This is a genomic window from Kitasatospora sp. NPDC001159 (genome assembly GCF_053598235.1).
The window spans coordinates 38,563-64,998 of the sequence record NZ_JBSFJV010000021.1 but is presented as its reverse complement, the minus strand read 5'-3'; the positions used below and the strand labels follow the sequence as shown (position 1 = coordinate 64,998).

Sequence of the window (26,436 nt, the reverse complement as noted above, 5' to 3'; positions counted from 1 at the left end):
CGGGCGGACTGTGTCAGAATCCGCGTCGGGCGTGCAAGGACGCGGCCCAGCCCGCCCGGACGAACCGGGCGGGCCGAGCGGAAGCAAGGGCGCGAATCAGAACCACTCGGGCTGGCAGTCCCCCGCCGTCCCGTCCAGACTGTCGAGCAGGTCGAACTGCGGACCAGTGCGCGGGAGTTCCACCCGGAAGAAGTACCGGGCCGCCTGCCGCTTGCCCTCGTGGAAGGCGTCCGCACCGTCGCCCAGGGCGAGGAACTGCTCCAGCCAGATCCAGGCCAGCACCACGTGGCCGACGGCCTCCAGGTAGACGGAGGCGTTGGCCAGCGCGGTCGCCGGGTCCCCGGTCGACCAGAGCACGGCGGTGGTCCGCCCGATCCGGCCTGCGGCCTGCTCCAGCGCGGCCGCCAGCTCCGCCGCCTCGCCGCCAGATTCCTTGGCCCGCAGGGCAGTTGCCGTGAACGTGTCGAGGAGCAGCTTCAGTCCCGCACCGCCGTCCATGACGACCTTGCGGCCGAGCAGGTCGAGGCCGTGAATGCCGTGGGTGCCTTCGTGGATGGGGTTGAGCCGGTTGTCGCGGTAGAACTGCTCGACGTTGTACTCGCGGGTGTAGCCGTAGCCGCCGTGCACCTGGATGGCGAGGTCGTTGGCGGCCAGGCACCACTGCGAGGGCCAGCTCTTGGCGATCGGGGTCAGGACATCCAGGAGCAGGTGGGCGCGGGCGCGCTCGGAGTCCTGCTCGGCGGTGGTCTCCTCGTCGAGCAGGCGGCTGCAGTACAGGCCGAGGGCGAGGGCGCCCTCCACGTAGCTCTTCTGTGCCAGCAGCATCCGGCGCACGTCCGGGTGCTCGATGATCGGGACCTGCGGGGCGTTCGGGTCCTTGGCCGCGAGCGGACGGCCCTGCGGGCGGGTGCGGGCGTAGTCGAGGGCGTGCAGGTAGCCGGTGTAGCCGAGCGCCGTGGCACCCTGGCCGACACCGATGCGGGCCTCGTTCATCATGTGGAACATGTAGGCGAGCCCGTGGTGGGCCTCACCGACCAGGTAGCCGACCGCTCCCGGGGCGCCGCCCGGGGTGTGCCGTCCCTCGCCGAAGTTGAGCATGGTGTTGGTGGTGCCGCGGTAGCCCATCTTGTGGTTGAGGCCGGCCAGCACCACGTCGTTGCGCTCCCCCGAAGTGCCGTCCGGCCGGACCAGGAACTTGGGCACGATGAACAGCGAGATGCCCTTGACGCCCGCCGGACCGCCGGGGATCTTGGCCAGCACCAGGTGGACGATGTTCTCGCTCAGCTCGTGGTCGCCGCCGGAGATCCACATCTTGGTGCCGGCGATCCGGTACGTGCCGTCGCCCTGCGGCACCGCTTTGGTGGTGATGTCGGCCAGCGAGGAACCGGCCTGGGGCTCCGACAGGCACATGGTGCCGAAGAAGCGGCCCTCGACCATGGGGCGCACATAGGTGTCGATCTGCTCCGGAGTTCCGTACGCCCGGAGCAGGTTGGCGTTGCCGACGGTGAGCAGCGGGTAGGAGGCGGTGGCGATGTTGGCGGCCTGGAACCAGGCCCGGCAGGCGTTGGCGACCACGACGGGCAGCTGCTGGCCGCCGACCTCGTAGTCCATCGCGGCGCCGACCAGTCCGGCCTCGGCGAAGACCCGCAGGGCCTCCTTGACCTCCGGGATGACGTGCACCCGCTCGCCGTCGAAGCGGGGCTCCTCGGCGTCGTTCTTCTTGTTGTGGGTGGCGAAGTGCCGCGTCGCAATGGCCTCGCTGAGCTCCAGCACGGCGTCGAAGGTGTCCCGGTCGTGGTCGGCGAAGCGGGGGCGGCGGGTGAGGGCCGTGACGTCCAGCCAGTCGTGCAGCAGGAATTCGAGGTCGCGACGGGAGAGCAGCAGGGAGTCCAAGGTCATGCGTCCGTTCGGGGAGGGCAACGGGGACAAGGGGAGCGACGGGAGCGGGTACGGACAGTGGGGGTCTTTCCCCGCCCGTCATGCCACCACCACACCTCGGCCGCTGTCCAGGCCGGCGGGTAACTGAGCGGAGGGTCACGACAGTCCCTCCGGCACGACGGGAGCTACTCGACGGCGTCTCGCGACTCGCCTCCGTCCAGTTCCGCCGCCCAGCGACGGCTCCAGGCGTCCAGCGGCCCGAGGGCCGCTACCAGGTCCTCGCCGAGCGGGGTGAGGCGGTAGACCTCGCCGTCGCGGGTGAGGAGGCGCGCCTCGGCCAGTTCGGCGAGCCTGACGTTCAGCATATGGCCGCGCTCGACCTGCTGGGGCGCCGCTGGGCGCTGCGCGTGCTCTGGGAGCTGAGCCAATCCCCCTGCGGATGCCGTGAGTTGCAGCGCCGCTGCGAGCGGATGTCCTCCAGCGTGTGGACGACGAGCCGTGGGCGGCGCCCTTCCTCGCGCGCTGAGACCCGGGAGTCGTCCGCCGCGGACGGCGGTGGCGCGGGTGGGCGCGGCGGCATGATGTCCGGCGGCGTCAAGCGCGCCTGCGTGGTGGAGACCATCAGCGTCCTGGTGCCCTGACACGGGTAGGGGCGGCCCTCGAACGCCGTCACGGTCGAGGGCCGCCCCGATGGAAAAACCGGCTTGCCCGCGGCGCTCGTCGGCCCCCCGGCACCGCTGGACCCGGCAGGCTCAGTGCAGGACGTCGAGCTCGTTGTCCGCGTTGTTGACGAAGTAGACCGCGTCGTGGTCCAGGTCCAGGGCGAGGCCGAAGAGCGCGCCGGCGCCGGGCGGGGTGCCCTCGTTGTTGATCTGCTTGGTCGCCACCTGCTGGCCGTGCTCGGTGGTCTCGACGATGTTGCCGTCCCCGCCGTTGACCGTCAGGATGTCGCCCCTGGGCGTGAGGGCCATCCCGAGCGGGCCGTTGAGGCTGCCGCCCTCGGTGACGACCCGGCCGATGCCCGCGCTGTCCTTCCGGGTCAGCGCGTCCGGGATGGCGGTGATCCGGCTCAGCACCGTGTCGGCGACGAAAAGCGTGCCGTCGTGGCCGAGACCGACACCGGTCGGGCCGACCACCAGCGCCGTCGGGTCGGTCCGCTCGGGGAAGCCGGAGCCGATCACCGTGGTGGCCACCCGCTGCGGCGGCTGGTCGTCCTCGGCGCACAGGGTGATCCGCAGGACCGTGCCCTCGTCGACCTCCGCGCCGCCTCCCGCGACCGTCCCGTTGAGCACGTTCGTCACGAACAGCTCGGTCCGCCCGCTCCCCCCGCCCCGCTTGTCGGTGCTGACGGCGGTCATGTCCCACGGCCCGTTGATGCCGTCGCCCGCGATCGTCTCGCGTACCGTGCCGTGCTTGTCGAGCACCAGCAGGCAGCCGGCCTGGGCGGTGCCGGACATGCCGTCCGAGGTGGGGAGGCTGCCGACCACAACCCAGCCGCCGGGCAGGACGGTCAGTGCCGTGGTGAGGCCGACCCCGCCGGGGCACGGCCCGGGCAGGTGGTTCGGGTCGATCGTGGCGAAGGTGGTCCGGGTGCCGTCCGGGGTGATCTGCACCAGCGTGGTACCGAGGCCCTGCAGGTTGGCCGAGTTGTTGAAGTTGCTGATCAGGACGTTGCCCCGGTGGAGATCACCGATGCTCTCGCGGATGGTGAACGTGCCGTACGGGTTCATGTCGCCGTTCTCGGGGACGGTGGACGCGACGGTGGACACGGTGTTCAACCGGTCCAGGAACGGCCTTGGGTCCGCTGCCCCGGCCGGGGACGCCACGGCGGTCAGACCGAAGGTCAGCGCGGCGGTCACCAGCGCGCTCGAACATGCCCGAAGCTTCATGTGTACTGCCTCCTGGAGGGCGGGCCGGACCGCTCGTCCTGGCCCGCGGAAGTGCTCAACGTGGCCCCCGGAACGCCACGTTAGGCACGCACCGACGCGGACCGCCTGAGGACGTCGGCCAAATTGCCGATCACTCCCGGTGACGGTCGCGGGTGGTCTTCACCCGGGCGGCACAGGCAGACGGGTACGGAACGTGGTCGCCCCGGGGGTGTCGAAAACGGTGAGCGTCCCTCCGTGGACGGCGGCGATGTCGCGGGCGATCGGCAGGCCGAGACCGGTGCCGCCGTCGTCCCGGCTGCGGGCATCGTCGAGGCGGGCGAAGCGTTCGAAGATCTTCTCCCGGTCGGCCGGGTCGATCACCGGCCCGTCGTTCGCCACGTCCAGCACGGCCCCGCCGGAGGCCCGGTCGACGGCGAGGCGGACGGTGACGCGGTGTCGGGCGTGGCGCTGGGCGTTGTCGAGCAGGTTGGTGAGCAGCCGTCCGAGCCACAGCGGGTTGCCGGGCACGGTGACGGCGGTGGGCAGGTGGACGGTGACGAGATGGGATTCGGCTCCTCGGGCTGCGAGCGTGGTGTGCACCAGCTCCACCAGGTCGACGGGTTCACCCGGCCAGTCGTGGCCGGCCGCGTCCAGGCGGGCGAGCAGCAGCAGATCGGCGGCGAGGGCCTGGAGGCGTTCGGTGTCCTCCAGGGCTCCGGCCACCAGGTCGCCGCGCACCTCGGGGTCGGGGTGGGCGCGGGCGACTTCCAGCTGGGTGCGCAGCACCGTCAGGGGGCTGCGCAGTTCGTGGGAGGCGTCGGCGATGAAGCGGCGGTGGCGGTGCCCGGCGGCTTCGAGGCGCCCGAGCATCGCGTTCATGGTGCCGGCCAGCCGGGCGATCTCGTCGTCGCTGCGCGGTTCGGGGACCCGGCGGTCGAGGTCCCGGTCGCCGATGGCGGCGACCTCGGCACGGATCGCCTCGACCGGCCGCAGGGCGCGGCCGGTCGCCCGCCAGGTGAGGACGCCGACGGTGAGCAGCAGCACCGTGCTCAGCACGGCGAGGGCGGCGGTGGTGAGGTCCTCGGCGGCGTCGACGGTGCGCAGCGAGGCACCGACGTGGATGGTGACCGGGCCGGTGGGGGTGGCGGCGGTCAGCGTGGTGACGCGCTGGTGGTGTTCGTCACCCAGGGCGCGCAGGTTGAAGGTGCTGTGGCCGTTCGGGTGTCCGGTGGGGGCGACCGCCGGGTGGCCGGTCAGGTTCTGGCTGGCGGCGACCACCCGGCCGCTCGCGTCGACCACCTGGATGAAGTCGGTGCCGTGGTCGAGCGGGAGCTGGCTGCCGAGCCGCCCGTCCTCGGCCGTGCGGGCGACGGCCTGGGCCTGCTCGTGGGCGCCGTCCTCGACGATCCGGGCCAGGTTGGCGCGCAGCAGCAGGACCACGGCACCCGAGGCGACGGCGAGGACGACGGCGACGCTGAGGCAGGCGGCGAGGGTGGTGCGGGCGCGGACCGAGCGCGGCGTCAGCCGGTCGACCAGGGCCGCGAGGCGGGGATGTCCGTCGGGGCGGGAGTGTCCGTCGAGGCGGCGGCGCAGGGCGGCACGGACCCGGCGGATCGGGGCGCGGTCAGCCACCGTCGGCCGCCAGTCGGTACCCGGCACCGCGCACGGTCTGCACGGCGGCCCGCCCGTACGGGGTGTCGATCTTGCGCCGCAGTGCGCTGACGTGGACCTCGACGGTGTTGGGGTCGCTGTCCGGACCGCTGTCCCAGACCGCTTCGAGGATCTCGCGCTTGGAGACGGCCTCGCCGGCCCGCCGGGCGAGGTGGTCGAGGATGGCGAACTCGCGCGGGGTGAGGGCGATGGCCGCGCCGCCCCGGGTGCAGGTGCGGGCGGCGGAGTCCACCACCAGGTCACCCAGGACGGTGCGCCGGGGCGCCCGGCTGCCGATCCGGCGGGCGAGCGCCTTCAGCCGGGCGACCAGCACGACGAAGGAGAACGGCTTGGACAGGTAGTCGTCGGCGCCGGTGTCCAGCGCCTCGGCCTCGTCCCACTCGCCGTCCTTGGCGGTGAGCATCAGGATGCCGACGTCGCTGCCGGAGGCGCGCAGTCGCGAGCACACCCGGTAGCCGTTGAGGCCGGGCAGCATGATGTCGAGCACGACCACGTCGTAGGCGTGGTCCATGGCCTGGGCGAGGCCGGACAGGCCGTCGTGGGCGACGTCGACGGTGAACCCCTCGGCGGCCAACCCGTGCTGCAGGGCCAGGGCCAGCCGACGTTCGTCCTCCACCACCAGTACGCGCATGCCCACCAGGGTCGCAGGTCGCCTCGGCGGGAGGCTGAAGGGGTCTTCAGGTCTTCAGCTGATCTTCAGCAAGGCCCGGACATCCTGTCCGTCTCGCCCGGGGACGGCCCGGGCCTGGTCGAGGAGCGGGGTGGGTGCTGTGAGCGAGCCCATGGAAGGCGCGGAGCCGCAGAAGAGCGCGGGCAGGACGCGTACGGGCCTGGGCCGGGCCGGGCGCTGGGTGCGCGGCCGGTCGAAGCGCTGGGTCGTGGTCGGCGCGGCGGCGGTCGTCCTGGGCGGCGCGGCGGCCGCGGTGGCGGTGCACCACGAGCACGAGGGCCACGGCGACGGCCGGAAGTGGGCTGCGGGCGAGCACGAGCGGTACGACGGCCAGGACCAGCCTGGCGGCCCGGACCAGCGCGGCGGCCGACACGGCCACCAGGGCCGCGAGGACCGCACCGGCGCGGACAGCCGGACCGAGGCGGGCGCACCGGCGCCGCTGCCGGCCACCGACGCGGCCGAGGCCGTGGCCAAGGCCTCGGCCGCGGTCTCCGGCGGCAAGGTGGAGTCGCTGACCCCGGTCGGCGAGCAGGGCGGCGGCCGGGCCTGGCGAGCCGTGGTCCTCGGCCCCGACGGCGTGCGGCACGCGGTGACCCTGGACGGTGCCAACGGCACGATCACCGGCAACACCGTCCTCGGCGGCTGACGTGGGCGCCACGACGACTCCCCGGCCGGCCCAGCGCCGCCCGGGCGCGCCCGCGCGGCCCGTCCTGGGCAAGGTCCCGCAGGTGACGGCGGTGTTCTGGGTCGTCAAGATCCTCACCACCGGCATGGGCGAGACCACCTCCGACTACCTCGCCCGGGTCCTCGGGCCGGTGCCGGCCGTCGGCTCGGCCGGGCTGCTGCTGGCCGTCGCACTCTTCGCCCAGGCTCGGGCCCGGCGTTACGTCCCGGCGGTGTACTGGGCGGCGGTGATCATGGTGAGCGTGTTCGGCACCATGGCCGCCGACGTCGCGCATGTCGCCCTCGGGGTGCCGTACGTCGCCTCGGCGGTGGGGTTCGCCGCGGCCCTCGCCCTGGTGTTCGCGCTGTGGCGCCGGACCGAGGGAACGCTCGCGGTGGAGACCGTCGCGGGTGGCCGCCGGGAGGTCTTCTACTGGTGCGCTGTGATGGCCACCTTCGCACTCGGCACGGCCGTCGGCGACCTGACCGCGGCCACCCTGGGCTGGGGTTACCTGCCCTCCGGGCTGCTGTTCGCCGCCCTGATCGCGGTACCCGCGCTGGCCCACCGGCTCTCCGGCCTGCCGCCGGTCCTGACCTTCTGGTGGGCCTATGTGCTCACCCGTCCGCTCGGCGCCTGCTTCGCCGACTGGGCCGGCGTCAGCCGTGAGCGCGGCGGTCTGGACCTCGGCACCGGGCCGGTCAGCCTGGTGCTCGCGGTGATCATCGTGGCGGCCGTGGCGTGGCTGAGTGCGGCCAGTCGGCGGGAGACGCGAGCATTGGCCTGACCTCCGATCAGCCGTCGGGCCGGCGCGGGCCCGGCTCCGAGGAAGGGCGCAGCACCCGATGAACCTCCCGTCGCGCCTTCCGGCCGTCAACCCGCCGGACGCCGGATCACTCCCCCTGGGGGTCGCGCTCGTGCCGGAGCCGATCCCGGCGGGTACGCGATGGCGGTCGGCGGGCCGGACCCGCTGCGTCCCGTGGCGCCGGCGGACCGCGGTGTGACCCGCGCCGCCCGGCGCCGGTGGCCGGTGACCGCCGGCGCCGCGGTGCTGCTGTTCACGGCCCTGGCGGCGCTGCTGGCCAGCCAGGACTGGGCGCCGTTCGACTTCGAGCGCTCGGCCGACAACTGGAGCGCGGCCCACCGGCCGGGCGGCGCCCGGGCGGTGGCCGCGACGGCCAGCAGGGTCGGCCGCCAGGACCAGGCCGGCCCGTCCAGCGCCAGCTGCCCGGACGGATACTCGGCGACTTCGCGGTGGTCAGCGCAGTGTGCCGCCCCGACCGTCGGCGTCGGCAAGCCCACCGTCAACGCCACCGTGCCGTCCGAGGGTTACTCGTCCCCGGCCGGGCCTGCGGACGAGTTCACCTACAAGCTGCTGTGACTCCCGATCACCCCGACGACGGCCTGGTCACGGGCTCCCTGCTGTCGTCCCGGACCCACGCTCCGACGCCGAGGCGTCCGGTGGTGCCCAGGTCGAGCTCCGGGGTGACCATCACGGGTTCCACGCCCGGGACGGCGCGGACCCGGACGTAGGGGGCGTTCACCGGCTCGCCGGCCTCGGTGGTGTTGCGCCACACCAGGGTGGCGCGGGCGCCCTCCCCGGGCCGCAGGGCGATCTCCTGCGGCGGGGTGTCCGCGCCGGTGCCGGTGGCGATCTCGGCGCCGCCGGACAGGATGCGCACCCCGTCGACCGGCCGGTGCCCCAGGTCGAGCAACTGCAGCTGCGGGTAGCCGTTGACGGTCACCGTGGACGTCCCGCAGTTGCGCAGGAGCAGGCCGACCACCCGCAGGCCCATCGCGGCGTCGCCCTGGTCGGCGTACACCCGCAGGCCCGACGCCGGGCAGGGGCCGCCGGGCTGCGGGGCCTCGGCGCTGGGGACGCTGCGGACCTGGGCGATCTTCAGCTGCGGTCCGGCGCCCGGCCGCTCCGGGCCGCGCCCGTCCAGGTCGATCCGCTTCTTCTCGGTGGTGCCTGGGGCGAGCCCGGTGACGGTTCCGGTCACGCTGTCCAGCGCGGCCCCGGATGCCGAGAGCCGGCTGAACAGCACGGTGACATCGGCAGGTTCGCCGCCCGAGTTGGTCACCTCGTACTCCGCACACTTCGAGTTGACCGCCGTGATCCGCACCCCGTCCCGCGCCGGCCCGGATGTGCCCGGCACCCCGCCGGACGCCGGGGCCGGCGGAGCCCCGCAGGGCCCGCCCGGGCCGGATGCCGCCGGGGCCTCGGCGGCTTGGGACCCGCAGCCCGCGAGCACCGCGGCGGCGACCACGACGAGCGCGGCGGCCGCGATCGGCCGACGGCCCGTCGACATCGGGGACTTCTGGAACTGATGCATCGGAGGATCCGATCACGAACCAAACCCGGACGGCTGTGAGCCCCGCCACTCCCAGCGCAACAGCCGTGCAACGCTCCTCTGCCGATCAGGCGGAGAGGAGCGTCCGCAGGACGTCGCGCAGCCCGGCGTCGGCGGCCGGCGGTTGCGGGGCCCGCCAGGCGAGGTGGCCGTCCGGGCGGACCAGAAGGGCTCCGCCTGCCGGGAGGCCAAGCAAGCCGGCCGGATCATCGGTCAGCTCTCGTAGGGTGACAGGGAGTCCGGCGGCCGTGGCGGCCGCCGCCTGGCGCCGCCAGGCGGCACCGTACGGGCGGGCGAGCAGGGTGAAGCCGGGGCCGACCAGGTCCAGAGTGGACGAGGAGTCGGCGAGCCGCAGGTGCGGGAGGCGGGTTCCGGGAGCGCCCTCGGGGTGTTCGCCCTGCAGGTCGAGCGCGGGCCGCGCAGGCGCGTCGGGGTCGGGGACGACAGCGGTCGAGGCGTAGGCCGCGGTGAGCAGCAGCTCGTCGTCGATCCGGTAGCTGCTCCGAGCCTGGGAGTTGGCCAGCGAGAGGTCGATGACCTGCCGGGCGACCGGGCGGCGTTCGGCCTCGTAGCTGTCCAGCAGCGTCTCGCCCGCCGTCCCGGCGGTGACGGCGGCGAGCTTCCAGGTCAGGTTGTCCGCGTCGCCGATGCCGGTGTTCATGCCGTGCCCCCCGGTCGGGGGCGTCACATGGGCCGCGTCGCCCGCGATCAGCACCCGGGACCTGCGGTAGGTGTTGGCGAGTTGGGCGTCCATCCGCCAGGTGGTGGTGTCGCGGACGGTGACCGGCAGCTCCGGCAGGCCCGCCGCCGCCCGGACCATCCGGGTCAACTCTCTTTGGTCGTAGCGGAGTTTTTCGACGTCGTCGCGCCTGGGGTCGTACCGGTACTGGTAGATCCAGTGCCGGTCGTTGTCGACGGCCAGGAAGCCGCCCCGGGGCGGTTCGATGAGGAAGTAGGAGGCGCTGGCCCGGTCGGCCACCACCTCGCCGAGCGGCGCCTCGAAGCGGACGCTGAGGAAGTGGCCCAGGCCGGTCGGCCCGTCCATGGCGATCCCGGCCGCGGCGCGGACGGTGCTCGACGCGCCGTCGCAGCCGATCAGCCAGTCGGCGCGCACGGTGTGCCGTTCGCCACTGTCGCGCTCCTCCAGGACGGCGTGAACGCCGGCGTCACCCTCGGTGAAGGAGACCAGCCGGGTGGCGAACCGGACGCCGTCCGGGGCGAGTTCGCGGGCGCGGCGCAGCAGGACCACCTCCAGGGCGTCCTGGGAGCAGACCAGTCCGGGTGAGGGGGTCCGCTCGACACCCTCACCCGCGACGGATACCACCCCGGTACGGACGAAGGCCGGGTCGACCAGGCTGCGGCCGCGGTAGAAGAAGACCTGGGAGGCGGGGAGCCCGGCCCGCCGGATCTCCTCCTCCAGGCCGCAGCGCCGGAAGATCTCCATCGAACGGGCCGACACGCCACGGGCCTTGGGGTGGGTCGAGGTGCCCGGGTGTGCCTCGACGAGCAGGTGCCGCACGCCGTACTCGGACAGCAGGAGCGACATCGTCAGGCCGACTGGGCCGCCGCCGACGATGAGCACGGACGTCGTTGCCGGGAATCGCATGCCACCCCTTCGTAACGCCTACTTGATGAATTTGACGTTACCATGGCGGCGGCGGACCCGATCAGGGGACCCGATCAAGAGAAATGTGAGCCCATGACCCAGGCCCCCGACGGCGGCAACCCCCGCGGCCTCCACTTCCTCGCCGAACTCGCGAACACCGTCGGTGAGCACCCCGAGGTGGGAGCAGCCGAGCTCCAGGGCGTGCTGGAACGCCACGGCGGCCCGCCCTTCCGACTCACCGACGCGGACGCCCGCGAACTGCGCGGCGCCACCACCGCCGTGATCGCCGTCCTCGACACCGGCGACGTCAACCGGGCGGCCGAGGCGATCAACGCCCTGCTCGACCGCTACCCGCCCCGCCCCCGCCTCGTCCAACTCCCCGGCCGCCCCTGGTCCTTGCACACCCGGGCCGCCGACGACGCCGGTCTCACCCACTGGCTGCTCTCCACCGCCGCCCTCGCCCTCGGCATGTGGCTCAGCGAACGCGGCAGCTGCGCCTGGGGCCGGTGCGCCGCCCCGGGCTGCGGCCGCCACTTCATCGACACCGGCCGCCGCACCCCCCAGCGCTACTGCAGCCCCCGCTGCGCCACCCGCGTCCGGGTCGCCGCCCACCGGGCCCAACACGCCGGCGGGTGACGGAGAAGTTCAGCAACGACATCTTGGACTTCATGGACGCCCTGGACACCAAGGAGATCCACCGGTTCGATCCGACCCGCGGTTACCGGGTGTTCCTGCAGTCCGCCCTGGTGGACGGCAACGGGGATGCGGCCGGGGAGGGCGGTGAGGGGTGATCGGCAGGAGCGGTCATCCGCCGGAGCGCGTCACGGGTTCATCGCCCGGGACGGGTTCGATGCCTGGGTGCGCTCGATGTCCAGGGGGCCTGCCGACAGCGGTACGGCGTGCAGGCACGGGTGCTGCGGCACTCCGGCCGGGGCTGCCAGCACGGTGGCCACCTCGCCGGTGATCTCCACCCGGAGGTCGCCCTCCACGCTCTCCCAGACCAGGGTTCCGCCGGGGCCCACGGCCTCGGTGGCGTGGACCACCACGACGGCCGGTGGGGCGTGCCCGCCGATCGATCCCGGCAGGGTCACCGCATAGCGGCGCTCAAGCATTTTCATGGCCGGCCTCCTCAGCTGCCCCCCGCTCGCGTTGTCGATTCTCCTCCGCGCGGATGCCGTTGTACACGAACGGTGGCCGCCCCCCGCGCCGTGATCGGGCTCAGGCGGACCAGCGCAGGACGGCGCCCAGGCCGCCGGGCGGGCCGGGGACGGCCTCCGGCACCAGCAGGGCCTCCGCGCCGACGGCGGTCGCGCAGCGCAACAGGGCGTCGGCCGCCGGTGCCTGCTGCGGCTCGGCGACGCCCATGGCCCGCAGGTCGGACCGCTGATGTGCTCGTGCTGCGGGCCGGTCCACACCGGGCGCTCCGGGTCGTGGCCGCTCGGCTGGACCAGCAGCGCGGCGAGCTGGTGCTGCCGGGCGGCGGTCACCACGGCGGGCACGCCCTGGGCGGCGGCGCCGGGTGCGGTCTCGGTGCCGGTGGCGTCGGTGCCGTGCTCGCCCGGGCGGCCGATGCCGGTGCGGAAGGCGTTCAGCACGGTGTCCAGGTGGCGGGTCCGGTGAGCGTTCCAGGCGGTCTCGATCCGCTGGTCGAAGGCCTCCCGGGCGATGCCGTCGGCCCTGCCGCCGCCGTCCACCTCGACGGTGTCCGGCCACAGCTGCTGCGGCAGCAGCTCCCGGACGGCCCTGCGCTCGCGGACGTCGCCGGTGAGCACCAGCAGACCGGCGCCGCTGCCCGGCCAGACCCGGGCCAGGTGGTCGGCGATGATCCCGGCGGTGCGGTCCCAGGCGTCCTCCACGCGGTGCCGGTAGTGCCACTCGTGCCGGTCGGCGGGCGGGGCGCGGTGGCCGCGGCTCTGCCACTGCCGTCCCTCGACGGTGCCCATCCGCGCGGCGCCGCCGAGCTCGCGGCGCTCCAGTTCGGCGCCGGTCCGGTCGACGGCCACCACCAGGCAGCGCGGCACGGCGTCGTCGAGCAGCCCGAGCAGCGGGGCGGTGTGCGGCAGTGGCGCCCAGGTCACGGCCACGTCGGGCGGCGAGCCGGCCAACGGCGTGTCGACCGCGACCTCTCCGTCGGCGGCGAACAGTGCCCGCCCCGGCGGAGAGCCCTCGGCCGGTTCGGCGGCCAGCCGCTCGCGGACGGCGGCGCAGGTGCGGTCGTCGACGCCGAGCCCGGCCAGCCGGTGCACGGCCGCGCGGTCGATCAGCGCCCGGCGCTGGGCGGCGTCCTCGGTGGCGCGGGAGGTGTCGAGGTAGACGGAGGCCCAGGGGCCGGGCCGGTCGAGCAGCGGGGTGAGGAACGCGAGGTCCATGGCGGCCTCCCGAAATCGGTGGGCTATTGGACGCCTACCCGGTTGCGGGCGGGGGACACCCGGCCGGGGTGGAGTAACTCCGTCATCCGTTCGGAGGTTGAAGAACGCACGACCCGGGCCATCCGGCTGCGGTTTGCACACACTCCACTACGAAAAGTGTCGCTCCGTGTGCTTTCCGACGGCCAGCCGACCTCAGCCCGTGAGCCAGGGCGCCTCGGGGAGCTTGGCGTCGGCGTTCCGCCCGGAGAAGTCCACCGTGGTCGGTGTGCCCAGGCCCGCCATCTGCATGGTCACCCGGCCCAGCGTGCCGTCGCCGTCCACCCAGTAGGTCAGCGGCGAGCGCGCGCCGTCCGGGGCGGAGCCCTGGGCGCGGGGGCCCGCGAAGCGGTCGTAGCCGCGGTCACCGATCCGGTCGCGGCCCAGCCAGCGGGCGCCGGACTGGGCGAGCAGCAGCGGGTTGTCCGGGCGGTCGGCGCCGACCTGGATGAGTAGTTGGAGGCCGGCGTCCAGCGGGTCCGCGGTGTACGAGCGCGGGGACCAGCCGGCCCGGGGGACGTGTTCGGCCTGCTGCCAGGGCGGGGCCGCATCGCCCGCGGGCTCGGGGGCCAGGCCGAGGCCGCCGGTGTCCCAGACGACCAGGCCGTGGTCGAGCTGGCCGCTCGCGCCGCTGGTCCGGTAGCGGCCGGCACCTCGGTGGGCGCGGTAGTCGACGACCCCCTCGACCCGGACCTGCACTCCCCCGCCCTCGGAGGCGGTGAGTACCACCCCCACCGGGCTGGCCTGGTAGAGGTTCAGCCGGGACAGCGCCAGCCGGGACGCCTCGTCCGTGGTGACCGGGCGCTCCGAGGCCTCGTCGGAGACGGTCCGGTAGGCGACGACACCGCCCGCCACGGCGCCGCAGAGCGCGATCGCGATCAGCGCCCCCAGCCAGCGGGCCTTCCGGCGAGGCGGACGGGCGGCGGTCTTCGTCTTGCGGGCCATGCGGTTGCCTTCTCCCATCTGTTCTGTCACAGGACTCGGGCGGGTCCGCGAACCCGTGGTCCGCGAACCCGCCCGAGCCGGGCTGTCACCCCGTCATGACGGGATGGCTATCGATGCTGGGCCCTGCGTCGGCGCGCCAGCACGAACAGTGCTGCACCGAGGATGACGAGCGCCACGGCGCCGGTCACCAGCAGCGGCGTTCCGTCACTCGCGCCGGTGTGGGGCAGTTGCCCGCCCGGTTCCGGGGCCGGCGGGGCCGGCGGGGCCGGGGTGCTGGGTGTGGTCGGGGTCGTCGAAGCCGGGGTGGGCATCGCCGACCCGGTCGGGGTCGGGGTCGGGGTCGGAGTGGGTGTCGGGGTGGGGATCAGCTTGTTGACGGCCGTCACCGAGACGCCGGCGTCGAGGTTGTCGGCGGTGAGCACCAGCGGCCCGAAGACCGTGGTGTCCGGGGCCGAGTAGCCGTCCGGCGGGCTCAGCTCCTGCCAGTAGTACGTCCCCACGGTGCCGCTGCCCTGGCAGATGCCGTCGGCACCGGTCGTGCAGGGGTCACCGACGGGCGTGTCCGGCTTGGTGCCCGTGGTCTGGAGGCCGTCGGTGCCGTTGGTCTCGTGCCACAGCTGGAACTTGGCCCCGGCCAGCGGTTTGCCGTCCTGGTCGGTCTTGAACAGCTTCAGCGCGCCTTCCTGCTGACGGTAGCCGAAGTCGTAGGTGTGGTCGTTCTCGCCCGGTCCGCCGGTGGTCAGCGCCCGTTCGGGGAACTTGGCGTTGGCGGGGACGATGCCCTTGGAGTCGATGAAGTGGTTGTCGCCGACGTCGTGGTCGGTGGGCACCCACTGGTACAGGGGGCCGCCCTTGGCGTAGTCGGCCGGGTTGTCGACGCGGATGGTGTACTTGGTGTGCGGCTTGAGGCCGCCGGTGACGTCGCTGTCGTCGAAGTAGTACTCGCCGCGCGCCGTGGTCCTGGTGGTACCGACCACCTTGCCCGACTCGTCATAGAGGTTGACGGTGGCACCCTTCACCGGGGTCTGGCCCGGGTTCTGGATGCCCTTGCGCTCGGGGTCGTACCAGACCCGGTTGCCGATCTGCAGGGGCGCCTGGTCGCAGAGCACTTCGAGGTCGCCCATCGCGGCGCCCTTGCCGAACGGGGAGCTGGTCCCCGCCGGGGTCAGCCGCAGGCCGAACTTCGGGTCGTTCGTGCCGTCCTTGCGCTCCAGGAACGACGTGCCGTAGCCGACGGGGGTGTGGTCGGGGTCGAAGGCGGAGACCGCGATGGTGCTCTCGACCTTGGAGAGCGCCATGCCGGCGAGCGCCGTGTTGTGGTGCCCCACCGCATCCCAGCCGGTGGCGAAGAACCGGGTGCCCCGGGGGGAGAGCCCGCAGCCGTTGTTGGTGTCCATCACGTACATGCCGTTCGACAGGCAGGCCTTGTTCAGGTCGCCGCCGGACATGACGGTGGCCGAGTTCGGCGCGGGGGCGCCCGGCCCGCGGTCGGCGAAGCGGTCACGGAAGGCCAACAGCATCGAGCCGTCGGTCTCGAACTGGATCTCGCCCAACTCCGGTTCGGGGAAGGCGATGGTGGTGTTGCCGCACACCTTGCCGTTCTGCGAGCCCGGGAAGGTGCTGGTCCACGGGAACCAGCCCGCGCCGTCGCACGGGCCCCCACCGACGGTGGACCGGCGCGGGTAGTCCAGCGGCTGGTTCAGCACCGCCTTGCCGAACGCCCCGGTGCCGAGGTCGAACGGCAGGACCACGGCGCGCACGTCCGCGAGCTTGCCGGTGGACTGACCGGAGCAGACACCGCCGAGGAACCCGGTGCCGTCCTGGAGACCGAGGCCGAACGGCCGCCAGTCCCCGGCCGCCGGGCAGCCCGGGTCCGGGATCGCATAGACGGCCTTCGGCGCCGACGCCGTCGCCGCCGTGGCGTCGTAGCGGTACAGCTGGCGGTCGTTCAAGTTGACGACGAAGAGGTCCTTTCCGTCGTCGGTGATCTTGATGCCGCCCAGGCTCTCCTTGCCGGGCACGTCGAGGAAGGCGTCGTCCGTCCCCGGCCCGTGCGCGGTGCTGCCCGCGTTCGGGACGGTGGTGAAGACCGTCGTCTTCTTCTGCGCCAGGTCGGTGACGTAGATCCCGCCGGAGCCGCCGGGGCCGTAGTCGGTGGTCCGCTTGGCCGTCGCCGAGGAGAAGACCCGCTTGTCGGCCTTGTTCCAGGCGATGCCGTACAGCGTGCCGGTCTCGGCGTCGGTGGCGATGTTGGTGGCGTTGGCGGTGACGCCGTCCTGGCCGCGCGCGCTGTACGGGAAGGAGACCAGCGTGCGCTGGGCCCCGCCCTGGTAGGTGGCGGTCTGGCAGGTGGTCACCAGGGTGGCGTTCTTCTGGCAGTAGTCGCCCGGGTTCCACAGCCCGGTGGTGTAGGAGACGTTCTTGCCTCCGGAGAGGTCGACGAACTCCTCGTTGGAACTCAGCTGGGTCGGCGCGCCGTCCAGCCCCTGGCGGGAGGCGAAGGCCGGGAACAGCACCCCCGGCTTCGGATTCACCACCTGCACCCGGTACTTGCCGCCGGTCGCCTTGGTCGACGCCGGAGCCAGCGTGACCGTGCCGTCCGCCGCCGTGGTGCCGTCGATGCTGACACCGGCGACGTCGGTGAGCGTCACCTTCACGCCCGCCATCCCCGGCTCCAGTGCGGGCGTCCACACCCCGCTGGTGTCCACGGCCCGGATCACCCGGACCGTCACCGATCCGTCCCCCGTCTGGGAGACCGCCGACGGGACGGCCGCCAGCGAGCTGCTGCCGACGACGATCGCGAGCGCCGCGAGGCGACCCACCGAGCGGCGGCCGAGCACGCCCGACCGTCGCCGATCCGGGCCGCGCGCGACGCCGTTCGTCTGTTCTTTCGTTCTCTTCATCCCTGCTCTCATCGTCCAGAAGGGCCATCCGACCCGACGTCATGAGGGAGCCCACAGCGCGTCATGAATCCGCCATGGTTAACGTGAGCTTAAAGGGATTTCGGCCAAGCGGGTGGCAAAACGTGGAACTTTGATGGCCTGTCGGACGTATCCAGGAAGCGCTGACTGACGGAGCATCAGAACACAAGGGGCAGCTGACCAGCATGAATCCGCCCCAGGACACTCCCCCGCCCGAAAACAAGCGCCATGTCGACAAAGGCGCCCGACCCGTTCAGGGCGACTCCCCGCTCGAACGCTGCTACGAATGCTTCGGCAATTCGGCACACCGCGCACAGAATTGCGCACGACTCATTCCGACCCGCCAGTCCTGGCGACAGCCACCGTTCGGGGCCCTACCGAACGCTAAGTCCCGGCCCAGCGGGCCCTGCCACCCCTGGCTTACGTCAAGTTCGCTGACATAGCCTGGGGGCATGAGCGAACGCGTAGTCCCCGAGCCCGAGCGCCGTCGACGCCGGCCCACCAAGCAGGGCGTGATGCTCTCCCGGGAACTGATCGTCGACACGGCCCTACGGCTGATCGGGCAGCACGGGGCCGACGCGCTCACCGTCCGGCGGCTCGGCGCCGCGCTCGGCGCCGACCCCAGCGCGGTCTACCGCTACTTCCACAGCACCGACGACCTGCTGCTGGCCGTCGCTGACGAGCTGATCGGGCGCGCCCAGGCCGGCTGGGAGCCCACCGGTGACTGGCGGGCGGACCTGCGGGCCATCGGCCTGCGGATCCACTCCGCCTACCAGGCCCACCCGCAGGCCGCCGTGCTCGCCGCTCACCGCACCACCGGCCGCACCCACGAGACCGCCGCCGTCGAGGCGATCCTCGGGGTCCTGCGAAGGGCGGGCTTCCCCGATCCGGAGGCGGTGCGGATCTACCACGCCTTCGTGGACCAGAGCCTGGGGTTCGCCGCCCTGGATGCCGCCGCCCTCGCCCTCCCGGCGGCCGCGGCACGGGCCGACCTGGAGGTCTGGCAGGCCTCCTACGCACACCTGGACGCCGCCACCCACCCGCACATCGCCGCCACCGCCCACCTGCTCACCGCCGACATGCGGCGCAGTGGCTACCCGTACGCCCTGGACCTGCTCCTGGACGCGGCCGAGGCCCGGCTGGCGACGCTGGGCTGAGCGCGGGCACGGGAGCCAGCGCGGGCACGGGCGCGGGCTCCGAAAGCCGACCGTCGCCGGGCCCGGTGGGCTCGGCGACGGCGAACAGTGCGGCGGGGCGGGCGCGGTCAGTCGGCCGCGTGGACCAACTCACCGCCCACGTAGGTCCGCAGGACCCGGGCCCGGGCGATCTCCTCCGGGGGCCCGGTCAGGATGTCCCGGTCGAGGACGACCAGGTCTGCGAGCTGGCCGACGGCCAGCGTGCCCGCGGCGTCGTGGCCGTTCACATGGGCGGCGCCGGCCGTGTAGGCGGCGAGGGCGGAGGCGAGGTCGAGGCGCTGCTCGGGCAGGAAGATCCGGCCGTCGACGGCATCCGGCTCCATCCGGTTGACCGCGACGTGCAGGCCGGCCAGCGGGTCCGGGCTGCTCACCGGCCAGTCGCTGCCCGCCGCCAGGGTGGCGCCCGCGCGCTGGAGCGCGCCGAACGGGTACTGCCAGGCGGCGCGTTCGGGGCCGAGGAAGGGGATGGTCAGCTCGTCCATCTGCGGTTCGTGCGCGGCCCACAGCGGCTGGATGTTGGCGATCGCGCCGAGCCGGGCGAAGCGCCGGAGGTCGTCCGGGTGGACCACCTGGAGGTGGGCGAGGTGGTGGCGGGTGTCGCGCCGGCCGTTGGCGGTGCGGGCGGCCTCGACGGCGTCCAGGGCCTCGCGGACCGCGCGATCGCCGAGGGCATGGAAGTGCACCTGGAAGCCGAGCGCGTCCAGTTCGGTGACGTATCCGCGCAGCGCGGTCGGATCGACGAAGCTGAGGCCCGAGTTGGCGGTGGCGCAGCCGCAGCCGTCCAGGTAGGGGCTGGTCATCGCGGCGGTGAAGTTCTCCGCGATGCCGTCCTGCATGATCTTCACCGAGCTGGCCCGGAACCGGCCGTGGCTCAACTCGGCTCGGCGCCGGACCAGTTCGGGGATCTGTTCGGCTCCCCGGTCGCGGTCCCACCAGAGCGCGCCGGTCACCCGGGCGGTCAGCGCGCCGGAGCGGGCGGCGGCCAGGTAGGCGTCGGATGGGTCCGGCTGGCCGTTGAACTCGCCGAGCAGCGCGTCCTGCCAGCCGGTGATGCCGAGCGAGTGCAGCAGGCGCTGCGCCCGCAGCAGGCCGTCCAGCCGTTGCGCGGTGGTGGTGGCCGGCACCAGTCGGGCGACCAGGCTGGTGGCTCCCTCCTGGAGGGTTCCGCTCGGGGTGCCGTCGGTCTCGCGTTCGATCCGGCCGTCGGCCGGGTCAGGGGTGTCGCGGGTGAGGCCGGCCAGTTCCAGGGCGCGGGTGTTGGCCCAGGCGCCGTGGTGGTCGCGGTTGGTGAGGTAGACCGGGCGGTCCGGGACGACGGAGTCGAGCAGCTGCCGGGTCGGCAGTCCGCCGTCGAAGCTCTCCAGCGACCAGCCGCTGCCGGTGATCCACGCCTGGCCGGGGTTGGCCTCGGCGTAGGCGCGGATGCGCTCCAGGTACTCGGCGACGCCGACCGTGCCGGTGAGGTCGCAGGCGGCCAACTCGACGCCGCCGTACACCGCGTGGATGTGGGCGTCCTGGAAGCCCGGCAGCAGCAGCTTGCCGGTGAGGTCCACGACCTCGGTCTTCGGTCCGATCAGCTCGCGGACCTCGTCGTGCCCGACGGCGGTGATCCGCTCGCCGGTCACGGCCAGGCTGCTCGCCCGGGTGCGGGCTGCGTCGCCGGTGTGGACGGGGCCGTGGGTGAGGACCAGATCGGCCTCGGTCATGGGTGGTGCTCCGTTCGTTCGTTCGTCGTGCTGTCGGTGGATCAGTCGGTCGTGCCGAGGAAGTAGGGCGCGCGGCGCCGCCAGCGGGCCCAGGCCGCGGACGGGAGTCCGGTGACGACCATCGCCGCCACCACGGTCAGCTCGAACCACCCGTTGTCGGCGGCGAGCTCGAAGTGGTCGGTGGAGTCGTAGAAGGTCCAGGCGAGGTAGCCGCCGACGGCGAGCAGGGCGGCCGCGCCGAGCAGCGGGCCGACCACCGCGCGCAGCCCCTGGAGCGGGTCGGTGCGCAGCAGGCGGCGGAAGCGGACGGCGGCCGCGACGGCGGTGAGCGCGTAGTAGAGCGCGACGATGATGCCGATCGCGTTGACGGCGTCCGAGATGAGGTCGTTGACGGTGGGGATGGCGATCGAGGCGAGGGCGAGGAGGACGGCGACGCCGGTGATCAGCAGGGTGCCGACGGCGGGGGTGGCGTGCCGGGGGTGCAGCCGGGTCCAGACCGGGCCGAGTACGCCGTCGCGGCCCATCGCGTACATCCCGCGCGCGGTCGGGATCACCGAGGACTGCAGGGAGGCCACCGCGGAGAGCATCAGCGCGATCAACGGCAGTGCGGCCAGTGGCTGGTGGGCGATCCTGGTGCCGAAGTAGGTCAGCCCGTGTGCGCCGTTGTCGGCCAACTCGTCGAGCGGTAGCACCCGTTGGAAGGCGGTGCCGGCCAGCAGGAAGAGCAGTAGCATCACCACCAGGGCGAGGAAGCCGCCGCGGGAGGCGTCGCGCGGGTCGCGGACCTCCTCGCCGACACTGAACACCGACTCGAATCCCCAGTAGCAGAAAACGGCCAGCACCATGCCCTGGGCCACCGCGCCGAAGGAGGGGATGTCGAAGGGGTCGTACCACTGGAGGGAGAACGGCTGGTCGCCGGCGAACAGCCCGTAGCCGCAGAAGCCGAGCAGCACCGCGTACTCGAAGACCAGCAGTGCCTTCTGCAGCCGGGCGGCGAGGTCGAGGCCGCGTACGGCGACCAGCGCGGCGCCGATCAGGACGGCGAGGCCGAGCAGGGTGCACTGGACGGTGGAGTCGGCGTCCAGTCGCAGGCCGGCGATGCTGCGCAGGTGGGCCTCGTCGAGGAGTTGGATGATCGCCGAGCCGGTGACGGTGGTGGTGTAGGCCATGAAGACCACCGTGCCGACGGTGTTCACCCAGCCGGTGAGGAAGCCCAGCCAGGGGCTGAGGGTCCGGCCCACCCAGCAGTAGCTGCTGCCGGCATCGGGCTCGACGGCGTTCAGCCGTCCGTATCCGCCCGCGATGGCGAGCACGGGCAGGAAGGCCAGCAGCATGATCGCGGGCAGGTGCAGGCCGACGACCCCGGCCATCAGGCCCAGGCCGATGCCGATGCTGCTGGTGGCGGCCGTACTGGAGGCGGCGATCACCGCGCCGTCCAGCAGGCCGATGGACTTGTGCATGGCGCCGTGACTCGCGCCCGTTCTCGGACCGCCGCCCGTGTCCTTCACCGTGGATGCCAACGGATCACCGCCTTGGTCGTGGGGGTGGGGTGGGGGAAAGTGCAGCCATGAAACCGGCGGCGCCCTCACACGTCAATGCCGTTGTCATAAGGCTCCCTTTTCCACGGCCGCGTCCGGGAAGGGTGCTCTGCCTACCGCCGACGCGCCCTGCCCGAGGACGACTGGGCCCCCGGCTCCTACAAGGGCCAGTACGCCGACGACGAGCACCTGGCCGGCGTCGCCTACACCTGGCGCTGGCCCCAGGGCGGCGTCCCCGACGCCCTGTCCCGGCGCCCGCTGGGCTGACGGCGCCCGGCGGCACGTTGAGGGCCCGCACGTGCCCGGCAGATGCGGCATCCGCCGGGCACGTGCAGGGTGGAGAGGTACGAACCCGCCCGGTCGGCGACCGTCCGTAGCACTGGGGACACCGTCCGCCGGGAAACCCGCCCCAGCCGCCGTCCTACGACCGAAGGAGGCGCCATGCTTGCCCGGTCGATCCCCCGTCGGGTTCTGGTGCTGACCGCTGTTGCCCTCGCCGCCCTGCCGACCGCCGCGCTCACCTCCCCCGCCGAGGGCGCGGACTCGGCACCCGCGGCGGCGACGGCCCCCGCCGCCCCGGTCAGCTTCGTCGACCTGCCTGACAGCCCGCTGCCGAGCGACCACGCGTCGCACCAGATCACCGTCACCTACCGCAACCCCGCGTCGACGGACCAGACGGTCGCCCCGCAGATCCTGATCGAGTCGCCCGATGAGGGCCCGTTCCTCGACCCGGCGCAGATCAGGCTCGAACTGCTGGGAACGGACGGACGCTGGAACACCGTGCCGCTCGCCAGCCAGACCGGCACCCTGTACACCGGGCTCATCCCCGCGAAGATCGTCCTGCACGGCCGCCACAAGCTCACCGAGCACTACCGGCTGACGGTCCTCAAGGGGCCTGCCCAGGGCAGGGTCGAGCCCCGGGTGGCGATCTACGCCTGAGCGCCGGTCAGGCCCCAGCCGCCCCCGCGGCCGCGAGGGCGCCCAAGCGGGCGGCGGCCTCGGCGAGTTCGGCCGGTTCGGCCGCCGCGGCGAAGCCCAGGCGCAGGTGGCCGGCGGGCGGCTCGGCCGGGAAGTAATGGTGCCCGAGGTTGACGGACACCCCGTGCGCCGGTGCCGCCTCCGCGACGGCCGCCTCGGTGAGGCCGGACGGTAGCCGCACCCACAGGTGCAGGCCGCCCTCCGGTACGCGCGGCAGCGTCCAGTCCGGCACCTCGCGCGCCAGGGCGCCGGCCAGTACGGCGCAGCGCTGTTGCAGGGCGGTGGCCAGGCCGCGGAGGTGGCGGTCCCAGGCGGGTGTGCTGAGCAGTTCGACCGCGGCCTCCTGCAGGGGGCGCGCGATGAAGAAGTCGTCGACCCGCCGCATCCCGAGCAGTCTCCGCATCACCGGCCCCCGGGCGATCAGCGCGCCGATCCGCAGGCTGGGCGAGGCGGGCTTGGTCAGCGAGGTGAGGTGGATGACGGTGCCGTCCCGGTCGTCGGCGACCAGCGGGCGGGGCACCGGCCGCCCGTGGCCGAGGTGGCGGGCGAAGTCGTCCTCGATCAGGAACGCCCCGGCGGCGCGTGCCACGTCGACGATCTGGCGGCGCCGTTCGCCGGACAGTACGGCTCCGGCCGGGTTGTGGAAGGTGGGCTGGCAGTAGAGCAGACGCGCGCCGGTCATGGCGAAGGCGTCGGCGAGCAGGTCGGGGCGCAGCCCCTGGTCGTCCATCGGTACGGGCACCGGTTGCAGTCCGGCGGACCTCGCGGCGGCGAGCGCGCCGGAGTACGTCGGCGACTCGACCAGGACCGGGCTGCCGGGCCCCGCGATGGCGCGGAACAGCATGGACAGCGCCCCCTGCCCGCCCCCGGTGACCAGGACGTCCTCGGGGCCGACGTCGCCGCCGGCCTGCCGGGCGAAGATCGTCCGCAGGGCCGTCAGGCCCGCCGCCGGGGCACGGTGCCAGGCGTCCGGGCGGCGGGCGGCCCGGGCCAGGGCTCCGCTGAGCAGCCGGGTGGGCTGGAGGCTCTCGTGCAGATAGCCGCCGGACAGCGGCACGGTGCCGGCCGGCACCGTGCCCGGCTGCTCGTCGGGCTGCTCGGGCACGAAGTGGCGGCCGGCCAGGGCGACCGCCTGCCAGGAGGTGTCCGGTTCGCCGCCGACGGTCCGCGGCTGGCGGGCGGCGACGTAGGTGCCGCTGCCGGGGCGGGTGACGACGACGCCCTCGGCGGCCAGGAGGGCGATGGCCCTGGAGACGGTGACCGGCCCGACTGTGTGACGCGTGATCAGATCGCGGCTGCTGGGCAGGCGGTCGCCCGGGGAGAGTCGGGCGATCTCGGTCCGGAGGATCGCCACCAAGGTCTCGATACTGCTACCGTCAGACATGAAGAATGAGAATAGCGCTTTCACCTCCAGCACGGAACCGCTCCTGGACCTCGCCGCCCTCCGGGCCGACACCCCCGGCTGTGAGGCGGTGATCCACTTCAACAACGCCGGCTGCGGACTGATGGCCCGTCCGGTTCTCCAGGCGATGGTCGACCACCTGCGGCTGGAGGCGGGCATCGGCGGCTACGAGGCCGCCGCCGCCCGCGCCGCCGACGTCGCCGACTTCTACGCCGCGCTCGCCGAACTCCTCGGCACCCGCCCCGGGAACCTCGCCTTCGCCGCCAGCGCGACCCACGCCTACACCAAGGCGCTCTTTGCGATCGACTTCCGCCCCGGGGACGTCATCCTCACCACCCGCAACGACTTCATCTCCAATCAGATCGCCTTCCTGGCGCTGCGCAAGCGGCACGGCGTCCGGATCGTGCACGCCCCCGATCACCCGGACGGCAGCGGCGTCGACGTCGACGCGATGGCCGCGCTGATGCGCGTCCACCGCCCACGCCTGGTGGCCGTGACGCACGTGCCCACCAACTCCGGACTGGTCCAGCCGGTCGCCGAGATCGGCCGACACTGCCGGGAACTCGACCTGCTGTACCTGGTCGACGTCTGCCAGTCGGTCGGCCAGAGCCCGGTCGACGTCGAGGAGATCGGCTGCGACCTGCTCACCGCCACCTGCCGCAAGTTCCTGCGGGGCCCGCGTGGCTCGGGCTTCCTGTACGTCTCCGACCGAGTGCTGGCGGCCGGCGGTGAGCCGCTGTACATCGACATGCACGGCGCGCGCTGGATCGCCCCCGGCTACTACCGTCCGGTCGACACGGCGGCCCGCTTCGAGGAGTGGGAGTTCCCGTACGCCACCGTCCTCGGCTGCGCCGCCGCCGTGCGCTACGCGCTGCGGGTCGGCCTGGAGCCCGTGGCGCGGCGCACCCCGGCCCTGGCCGGGCGTCTGCGCGAACGGCTGGCCGCCGTCCCCGGCGTCCGGACACTCGACGGCGGGCCGGCGCCGGCCGCGCTGGTCACCTTCGCGATCGACGGCTGGGAGGCGGAGCCGTTCAAGGCCGCGATGGACGCGCGCGGCATCAACTCGGCACTCAGCTACCGGGAGTTCGCGCAGTTCGACTTCGCCGACAAGGAGGTGGAGTGGTGCCTGCGGCTCTCACCGCACTACTACAACACCGAGGACGAGGTCGACGCGGTGGCGGGCGCCGTCGCCGAACTCGCCGGGGGCGCACGGTGACCCAGACCTCAGCCACGCCGACCGCCGTCGACTCCCCGACGGCTCCCCAGAGCCTCTGGCGCAACGGCGACTTCCTCAGATTCTGGGTGGGCGAGACGGTCTCGCTGCTCGGCACCCAGGTGACCAGCCTCGCCCTCCCGCTCACCGCGATCGGCGCCTTCGGCGCGAGCGACGAACAGGTCGGACTGCTGCGCTTCCTGCAACTCGTCCCCTACCTCGGGCTCGCCCTGGTGATCGGCGTCTGGGCGGACCGGCACCGCCGACGGCCGGTCATGCTCGCCGCCAACCTGGTCCGGCTGGTCCTGCTCGGCCTGGTACCGCTGCTGTACTGGTGGCACGCGCTCAACCTGCCGGTGCTGATGGTGATCGCCTGCACGGTCGGCATCGCCTCGGTGGTCTTCGACGTGAGCTGGATGTCCTACGTGCCGGTGCTGGTGCGCAGTCCAGAGCACTACGTGGAGGCCAGCGCCAGGATGGGCACCAGTTCCTCCGCCGCCGACGTCGCCGGGCCCGGGCTTGCGGGCGTCCTGGTGTCGGCGGTCGGCGCGCCGGTGGCACTGCTGGTCGACGCCTGCTCCTACGCGGCGTCCCTGGTCTCGCTGCTGCTGATCCGCACGGCCGAGCCGCGCCCCGATACGGCCGCTGAACGGCACCTGTGGCGCGAACTCAAGGACGGCATGGGCTGGGTGATCCGGGACAGGGTGCTGCGCTCGCTCGCGCTGATCGGTTTCTGCTGCAACTTCTCGATGATCACCGTGTGGACGATGTTCCTGCTCTACGGCCACACCGACCTCCACCTCGACTCGGCGACGATCGGCGCCGTCTTCTCCACCGCCTCCGTCGGCGGACTGATCGGCGCACTGATCTCCCGGAGGGTCATCGCGCGGTTCCCACTCGGCCGCGTCTACCTGGTCGCCCAGTCGGCGCTGCTGCTGGGCCCGGGCCTGATCCCCGCCGCCACCGGGCCGCGTCCGGTGATGATCGGGATGTTCGTGCTCTCCTTCTTCACCACCTACCTCGGCCTCGGCGTGGCCGGGGTGATCATCGTCAGCCTCCGCCAGGCGGTGACACCGCAGTCGATGATGGGGCGGATGACCGCGGCGTTCCGGATGCTGCTCTTCGGCGGCGGATCGCTGGGCGGCCTTTCCGCCGGCCTGCTCACCGGGCAACTGGGCGCCCGGGGCGCCCTGACCGTGGCGGCGACCGGCTCCGCCGTCGTCGTCACGGCGCTGCTGCTCTCCCCCGTCAGCCGCCTCCGGGCATTGCCGACCGCGTCGGAACCGACCACCGGCTAGCGGTTCTGACGGACCTCGGCCTCCGGCGACGCCCCGCGCGGCGAGCAGCCGCAGGCGGTGCTGCGGCTCGTCCGGCCGCGCTCACCGGGGTGATCGGCCGCGGCAGCACCTTAGCGGACGAACTCG

23 protein-coding genes are annotated in these 26,436 nt (G+C 73.3%); 10 read left to right on the top strand and 13 right to left on the bottom strand.

Going from position 1 to position 26,436, the window contains the following annotated elements; genetic code table 11:
- Positions 1–96: 96 nt before the first annotated feature.
- Both ACWC9T_RS13950 and ACWC9T_RS13945 read right to left on the bottom strand, forming a co-directional pair.
- A complete protein-coding gene (locus tag ACWC9T_RS13950) occupies positions 97–1,899 on the bottom strand; it encodes an acyl-CoA dehydrogenase (protein WP_449821267.1) in 1,803 nt (600 codons plus the stop codon).
- Between the two features lie 164 nt (positions 1,900–2,063).
- Positions 2,064–2,243 carry a winged helix-turn-helix transcriptional regulator gene (locus ACWC9T_RS13945; protein WP_449821266.1) on the bottom strand — a complete coding sequence of 60 codons (180 nt, stop codon included), beginning with the start codon at positions 2,241–2,243 and terminating at the stop codon, positions 2,064–2,066.
- Between ACWC9T_RS13945 and ACWC9T_RS13940 the strand changes: the two genes are divergently transcribed.
- Complete coding sequence (locus tag ACWC9T_RS13940) at positions 2,244–2,519, top strand: hypothetical protein (protein ID WP_449821265.1); 276 nt, start codon at positions 2,244–2,246, stop codon at positions 2,517–2,519.
- Positions 2,520–2,630: 111 nt separating this feature from the next.
- Here the strand turns inward: ACWC9T_RS13940 and ACWC9T_RS13935 are convergent, their stop codons facing one another.
- From ACWC9T_RS13935 to ACWC9T_RS13925, 3 genes are all read right to left on the bottom strand, one after another.
- The gene (locus ACWC9T_RS13935) at positions 2,631–3,767 is read right to left on the bottom strand and encodes a hypothetical protein (RefSeq protein WP_449821264.1); all 1,137 of its coding nucleotides are present in this window, start codon (positions 3,765–3,767) and stop codon (positions 2,631–2,633) included.
- Positions 3,768–3,926: 159 nt separating this feature from the next.
- Entirely contained in the window at positions 3,927–5,378 is a 1,452-nt protein-coding gene (locus ACWC9T_RS13930; protein ID WP_449821263.1) for an ATP-binding protein, read from the bottom strand.
- Complete coding sequence (locus ACWC9T_RS13925; protein ID WP_449821262.1) at positions 5,371–6,048, bottom strand: response regulator transcription factor; 678 nt, start codon at positions 6,046–6,048, stop codon at positions 5,371–5,373. The genes ACWC9T_RS13930 and ACWC9T_RS13925 overlap by 8 nt, the downstream gene beginning before the upstream one ends.
- Positions 6,049–6,187: 139 nt before the next feature.
- Here ACWC9T_RS13925 and ACWC9T_RS13920 point away from each other — a divergent pair, with 139 nt between their 5' ends.
- The 3 genes from ACWC9T_RS13920 to ACWC9T_RS13910 all read left to right on the top strand — a co-directional run bounded on the left by ACWC9T_RS13920 (position 6,188) and on the right by ACWC9T_RS13910 (position 8,129).
- On the top strand, positions 6,188–6,733 hold the full coding sequence (locus tag ACWC9T_RS13920) for a hypothetical protein (RefSeq protein WP_449821261.1): 546 nt from the start codon (positions 6,188–6,190) through the stop codon (positions 6,731–6,733).
- A 1-nt stretch (position 6,734) separates the two neighbouring features.
- The gene (locus ACWC9T_RS13915) at positions 6,735–7,535 is read left to right on the top strand and encodes a COG4705 family protein (protein WP_449821260.1); all 801 of its coding nucleotides are present in this window, start codon (positions 6,735–6,737) and stop codon (positions 7,533–7,535) included.
- Positions 7,536–7,748: 213 nt separating this feature from the next.
- Positions 7,749–8,129: a hypothetical protein gene (locus tag ACWC9T_RS13910; protein ID WP_449821259.1), complete on the top strand. Its 381-nt coding sequence runs from the start codon at positions 7,749–7,751 to the stop codon at positions 8,127–8,129.
- A 7-nt stretch (positions 8,130–8,136) separates the two neighbouring features.
- Here the strand turns inward: ACWC9T_RS13910 and ACWC9T_RS13905 are convergent, their stop codons facing one another.
- Positions 8,137–9,084 carry a DUF4232 domain-containing protein gene (locus tag ACWC9T_RS13905; RefSeq protein WP_449821258.1) on the bottom strand — a complete coding sequence of 316 codons (948 nt, stop codon included), beginning with the start codon at positions 9,082–9,084 and terminating at the stop codon, positions 8,137–8,139.
- Positions 9,085–9,169: 85 nt separating this feature from the next.
- Complete coding sequence (locus ACWC9T_RS13900) at positions 9,170–10,708, bottom strand: FAD-dependent monooxygenase (RefSeq protein ID WP_449821257.1); 1,539 nt, start codon at positions 10,706–10,708, stop codon at positions 9,170–9,172.
- A gap of 93 nt (positions 10,709–10,801) precedes the next feature.
- Between ACWC9T_RS13900 and ACWC9T_RS13895 the strand changes: the two genes are divergently transcribed.
- Both ACWC9T_RS13895 and ACWC9T_RS13890 read left to right on the top strand, forming a co-directional pair.
- Positions 10,802–11,344, top strand: a complete 543-nt coding sequence (locus tag ACWC9T_RS13895; protein ID WP_449821256.1) for a CGNR zinc finger domain-containing protein — start codon at positions 10,802–10,804, stop codon at positions 11,342–11,344.
- Complete coding sequence (locus ACWC9T_RS13890) at positions 11,341–11,499, top strand: hypothetical protein (RefSeq protein WP_449821255.1); 159 nt, start codon at positions 11,341–11,343, stop codon at positions 11,497–11,499. Before ACWC9T_RS13895 ends, ACWC9T_RS13890 begins: the two co-directional genes overlap by 4 nt.
- A gap of 30 nt (positions 11,500–11,529) precedes the next feature.
- On the opposite strand, the gene ACWC9T_RS13885 is transcribed toward ACWC9T_RS13890, so the two are convergent.
- From ACWC9T_RS13885 to ACWC9T_RS13875, 3 genes are all read right to left on the bottom strand, one after another.
- Entirely contained in the window at positions 11,530–13,077 is a 1,548-nt protein-coding gene (locus ACWC9T_RS13885) for a DUF6296 family protein (protein ID WP_449821254.1), read from the bottom strand.
- 192 nt (positions 13,078–13,269) lie between these two features.
- Entirely contained in the window at positions 13,270–14,058 is a 789-nt protein-coding gene (locus ACWC9T_RS13880; protein ID WP_449821253.1) for a hypothetical protein, read from the bottom strand.
- Between the two features lie 107 nt (positions 14,059–14,165).
- Positions 14,166–16,961, bottom strand: a complete 2,796-nt coding sequence (locus ACWC9T_RS13875) for an SdrD B-like domain-containing protein (protein WP_449821252.1) — start codon at positions 16,959–16,961, stop codon at positions 14,166–14,168.
- Between the two features lie 470 nt (positions 16,962–17,431).
- Here ACWC9T_RS13875 and ACWC9T_RS13870 point away from each other — a divergent pair, with 470 nt between their 5' ends.
- Positions 17,432–18,136 (top strand): TetR/AcrR family transcriptional regulator, encoded by a 705-nt coding sequence (locus ACWC9T_RS13870; protein ID WP_449821251.1) that lies wholly within the window; start codon positions 17,432–17,434, stop codon positions 18,134–18,136.
- Positions 18,137–18,243: 107 nt separating this feature from the next.
- On the opposite strand, the gene ACWC9T_RS13865 is transcribed toward ACWC9T_RS13870, so the two are convergent.
- Together ACWC9T_RS13865 and ACWC9T_RS13860 are read right to left on the bottom strand one after the other, a co-directional pair.
- Complete coding sequence (locus ACWC9T_RS13865; protein ID WP_449821250.1) at positions 18,244–19,881, bottom strand: amidohydrolase; 1,638 nt, start codon at positions 19,879–19,881, stop codon at positions 18,244–18,246.
- A 41-nt stretch (positions 19,882–19,922) separates the two neighbouring features.
- Complete coding sequence (locus tag ACWC9T_RS13860) at positions 19,923–21,341, bottom strand: APC family permease (protein ID WP_449821249.1); 1,419 nt, start codon at positions 21,339–21,341, stop codon at positions 19,923–19,925.
- Between the two features lie 519 nt (positions 21,342–21,860).
- Here ACWC9T_RS13860 and ACWC9T_RS13855 point away from each other — a divergent pair.
- Entirely contained in the window at positions 21,861–22,358 is a 498-nt protein-coding gene (locus tag ACWC9T_RS13855; RefSeq protein ID WP_449821248.1) for a signal peptide protein, read from the top strand.
- A gap of 7 nt (positions 22,359–22,365) precedes the next feature.
- On the opposite strand, the gene ACWC9T_RS13850 is transcribed toward ACWC9T_RS13855, so the two are convergent.
- Complete coding sequence (locus tag ACWC9T_RS13850) at positions 22,366–23,781, bottom strand: aminotransferase-like domain-containing protein (RefSeq protein ID WP_449821247.1); 1,416 nt, start codon at positions 23,779–23,781, stop codon at positions 22,366–22,368.
- On the opposite strand from ACWC9T_RS13850, the gene ACWC9T_RS13845 reads away from it, so the two are divergent.
- Together ACWC9T_RS13845 and ACWC9T_RS13840 are read left to right on the top strand one after the other, a co-directional pair.
- Positions 23,780–25,015, top strand: coding sequence for an aminotransferase class V-fold PLP-dependent enzyme (locus ACWC9T_RS13845; protein ID WP_449821246.1), 1,236 nt, complete (start codon positions 23,780–23,782; stop codon positions 25,013–25,015). The genes ACWC9T_RS13850 and ACWC9T_RS13845 overlap by 2 nt on opposite strands.
- Complete coding sequence (locus tag ACWC9T_RS13840) at positions 25,012–26,310, top strand: MFS transporter (protein ID WP_449821245.1); 1,299 nt, start codon at positions 25,012–25,014, stop codon at positions 26,308–26,310. The genes ACWC9T_RS13845 and ACWC9T_RS13840 overlap by 4 nt, the downstream gene beginning before the upstream one ends.
- Positions 26,311–26,436 lie beyond the last annotated feature (126 nt).